Origin of the sequence: Roseiarcus sp. (assembly GCF_049514155.1) — a bacterium.
In the GTDB taxonomy this organism is placed as follows: domain Bacteria; phylum Pseudomonadota; class Alphaproteobacteria; order Rhizobiales; family Beijerinckiaceae; genus Roseiarcus.
The window spans coordinates 1-3,858 of record NZ_JBEKVH010000292.1; the positions used below are offsets into that span (position 1 = coordinate 1).

The 3,858-nt window shown below is 62.9% G+C and carries 4 protein-coding genes and 1 pseudogene; 1 reads left to right on the top strand and 4 read right to left on the bottom strand.

The genetic code is table 11. The features are described 5' to 3' along the window. Positions 1–42: 42 nt before the first annotated feature. The gene (locus ABSF49_RS21660; protein WP_424114701.1) at positions 43–1,656 is read left to right on the top strand and encodes a cell envelope integrity TolA family protein; all 1,614 of its coding nucleotides are present in this window, start codon (positions 43–45) and stop codon (positions 1,654–1,656) included. A 1-nt stretch (position 1,657) separates the two neighbouring features. On the opposite strand, the pseudogene ABSF49_RS21665 reads toward ABSF49_RS21660, so the two are convergent. The 4 genes and pseudogenes from ABSF49_RS21665 to ABSF49_RS21680 form a co-directional block, all read right to left on the bottom strand. Further along, positions 1,658–1,816 (bottom strand): annotated as a pseudogene (locus tag ABSF49_RS21665) (benzoate/H(+) symporter BenE family transporter); the annotation flags it as partial. Positions 1,817–2,030: 214 nt separating this feature from the next. Next, entirely contained in the window at positions 2,031–2,612 is a 582-nt protein-coding gene (locus ABSF49_RS21670) for an SDR family NAD(P)-dependent oxidoreductase (RefSeq protein ID WP_424114702.1), read from the bottom strand. A gap of 126 nt (positions 2,613–2,738) precedes the next feature. Then, positions 2,739–3,557, bottom strand: coding sequence for an RMD1 family protein (locus ABSF49_RS21675; RefSeq protein WP_424114703.1), 819 nt, complete (start codon positions 3,555–3,557; stop codon positions 2,739–2,741). A 43-nt stretch (positions 3,558–3,600) separates the two neighbouring features. Further along, positions 3,601–3,858: carbonic anhydrase (locus tag ABSF49_RS21680; protein WP_424114704.1), on the bottom strand; the 258-nt coding region annotated here is incomplete at its 5' end.

Sequence of the window (3,858 nt, forward strand, 5' to 3'; positions counted from 1 at the left end):
ACATGCGGGAGGAAGTGAAAGCCTCAACTGGCGGGCCGAGAAATGCGCCTCTCATATTTCGTCTTGATGGTTGCGATCGTATCGGTTGGTGCAGTTTCCGCTCAAGAGTCGACCCCCTCGATAATGAAGCAGTGCGGCGCGAGATGGGCCGCCGCAAAGGTGGCAGGAACGACAGGCGATCTCACCTGGACGAGGTTTCTGACCGAATGTCGCGCCGAAATCGCCGCGCAATTGAGTTCTGACCCCACTGGCGCAGCCACCCCACCAGGAGTGTCGAACCAAGGTGTGGGGAGAACGCCGGCCGCTCTTTCGAGCGCACTCGATGATTGGCTCACGAAGACCTATCTCGATTGCTGGACTCCTCCGACGACGATGCCCAAAAGCGAGCGCTACGTGGCGGAAGTGCGCGTCGAGTTCAATTCCGATGGCTCGCTCAGCCACCCGCCCGAACTGCTCAATCCGCCGGCCGATTCCGCTTGGCAGTCTAACGCCCAAAGCGCTGTGCGTGCAGTACTCAAATGCAATCCGCTCCGCGTACCGCCGAAATACGCTCCTTACTTCGAGCAATGGAGAACGAAGACCATCCATTTCGATCCGCAGAGTGCAATGGCAGGTTCAACTGCAGCGTCGTCGCTAGTTTTGATAGACGGCGACCCATTGGGATCGTCCGATGTTCTTGTTATCTTGGCCCCAGAATTTCCGACCTCGAAATTCTGTCGAACCCAGCCGGTTCACCTCGCGTACATCGCCGGGACGAACTGGGCCCGGGTGACGTTCTGGGATAAAGACGTCTGTTTACACCGAAAAGAAAGTGATCAGTACTCGGTTATTTTGACAGAGAGTGATGGTAACTGGCGCGTTGTTTGTAACGACCAGCGCGGTGATTTACCCGAGTATGACTACTACGCCAAGTTATGCGCCGGGATGCCGAGGGAGGCTTATCGAGAATTGTTTGGCCTGAAGGCCCCAGCGACAACTACAGCAGCTGCGCCTCAAACGGCTCCGACTATTCAGCAAACTAGTACCCCCGTTTCACCTCTAGCTCTCGCGGATAGCACTGCGGCTAAAACGACGGGAACCGCGCAAAGGGGTCTTCAAATGCTAAAACCTTTCTCCATGGTAGACCTTTTCGGTTGGCTCACACATATTGTCTTGTTGCTGGCCGCACTGGGTATGCTGGTATTGGTACTAGCAATGATATTGGGCATAGGCAGGAACAGGCCTGTCGAGGCCATAATGCGTGCAGTTGCCTGTGCGTGCGGATTGTTGTTGTACATTTCGTCGAAGGCGGTCGGCTTTTCTCTACCAGACCTTGTGTTCAACGCCCTATCGACATCGTTCCCTTGGAAGGTCGGCGTGGCAGGATTCCTAGCTCCGTCCTGCTTAGGATTCCTGAGCGCTTGGTATGTAGGGCGCTACCTGAACAGCATGGACGCTCTAAAGAACGTCGTTGGGATGCGAGTTCTTGTCCTCACGATGACTTTTGTCTTCTTCCTTTATTGTGATTCCTATGTTGCGAGCTTCGCAACTGATCGCAGGGATGACTTACGATTCTTGTTCCCAAATGTCTCATTCACAATTGCCGTGCTGCTCTATGCTATCCTGCGTTACCATCCCGGAGAATTGTTGACGGGCAAAAACTTTCGCGGCGAGTAAAAACCGCGATCGCCAGCGCCATCAGGCCGGACGCGGCCTGTGCATCGCTGGCGCCGACCGCCGAGAGCCCCTTGAGGACCACCGCGAACGAACTGGCGAAGCCGACAAAGGCGGCGACGACACCCGCCGAAACGGGCTGAAGCAACAAGGAATGGCGCATGAGGGGGGATTGCCGCGCGAATCGAAGGACGCACAGTTTAGCGCGCCTTTGCCGGGAGCGTGAAGCGCGCCGCCATGTCCCCTCTCTCCACATCGGCGCCGCCTGCGAGGGCCGTCGAATGCGATCGGTGCGCGGAACGAAGAGGGGAGGATCGCGCAAGAAAACGGTCGCGCTTCCGTGCGCCCCGCGCGATCCGAGAGAAAGGCGTCGCGCGCTAGCCGGCGACTCTCGCGCGCGTCGCGCCGCGAGCCTTGTAGAGCTCCCAGAACTTGTCGGCCACTGTCGACGCCTTGATGGCGTCGCTGGCGCCGCTGTCCCACGCACTGCCCTTTATCATGCCAGCGACCATGACCTCGCCGACATAAACGCCGTCGTCCCTCAGCCGCTGCGCGAGCAAGCCGACGAGTTTATGCTTCGCCGCGTTGGCGAGCGCCACGCCCATCGACTTCATGCTGACGGCGAACGCGTCCATCTGCTCGCTGAGTTCGCCGAAAGCGCCGTTTGTGACGAGGACGGCGCCATCCCCCGCGTTCTTCAGATCGGGAAGCGCCTCTTGAACCGCGGCGAGGAGGGCGCGGACCTTGGCCAAGACGGCGCGAACGGCGGCCGGGTCGCTCGCATCGCCTGCGAAGGCGCCCGCGGCGATGCCCTTTGCCGCCAGCGCGGAGGCGCCCGCGGCGAGATGCTGCTCGTTTCGCGCGACGATCGCGACGGAGAAGCCCTCCGCGCCGAATTTCTCGGCGACGGCGGTTGAGATTCCCGTGCCGTATCCGACGATGACAAGAGTCTTTGGCATGGCCGCTCCGCTGGATTCGTCCGATGACCGCGCGACCGCTTTTGCCGTCCCGCGAGGATCAAGATAGGGGAAAGTCGGCGCGCCATCTACGCTTTTCAAGTCCCCGCAAGGAGGGGGAGGACGCCCCTACCCCGTCCGCCACAACAGCGCGATTTCGACGATCGAGGCGACGAGTTCGAGCACGATCAGCACGACGACGGCGAGTTCGAGGCGGGTGGCGCGGTCGGCGTCGATCATCTCGGTCATCGCATGCGCGGTCTCGACGATGACGTCGAGCTTGAGCTTCAGCGCGCCGCCGCGCTCCTTCAGCTCGTATTCGTCTTCGAGCCGCGCATAGAGGCGCTCGAGGTCGGGCCGGTCCCACAGCACGTCCGGCTTTTCCTCGACCGCGACGCGGCCGGTGACGCGGTGCTGGGCGAGCAGCGCCTGGCCGATCAGCTTGAGCATCGCGCGGCGACGGAACGGCGGTCGGCCGGTTTGCGCAAGCTGGCGGGCGAACGGCTCGATGACGTCGAAGACCTTGTTGACCTCGCGCTCGTCGCGCGCCAGCGCCACTGTCTTGGCCAGCGCGTCGGCGACCACGAGAAAGCGCGCCGGCGACAGGTCCTTGATGCGGATCGGGCCGCCGCTCTCGCTCGGCCCGTCCGTTTCGGGCGCGATCTCGACCACCGCCGTCTCGTCGTCGCCGCGCGCGCGAATGCCGGAGACGCGCGCGGCGAGGCTCGCCAGCGTGTGCTCCTCCTCGAGCGGCGTCAGGCCGACCATCACCGCGACGCCGAAGCGGAAGAGGGCCACCATGCCGCCGGCGCCGACCCGAAAGGCGAGCGGCAGCGCCGAGATCGTGTCCGGCCGCTCCAGCCCGACGGTGTCGATGCGCTCGCCGACGATCAGCGCCCGCGCGGTCACGCGCGTCGGCGCGGCGACGGGGCGCGCGGTTTCGTTCATGGTGGAAGCCTAATCCGCGGCGGGTTTACGCGCCAGCGCCGGCTTATTCCACTGGCCGCTCGCCGTCGACCCCGACCTCGAGCAGCACGCCGGTGTGAATGTCGAAGCGGAAGCCGTAGAGCGTCAGCCGGGCCGCCGCGACCGCCTCCGCGATCCAGGGAAAGGTCATCAGATTGTTCAGCGACAGCCGCACCACGGCGGCCTCGATCGCCGTCAGCCGCGAATTTTCGTCCGCGCCCGCCGCGGCGAGCAAAGCCGGCCGGGCGATGTCGACCCAGGAGGCGACGAAGTCCGGCGCCTC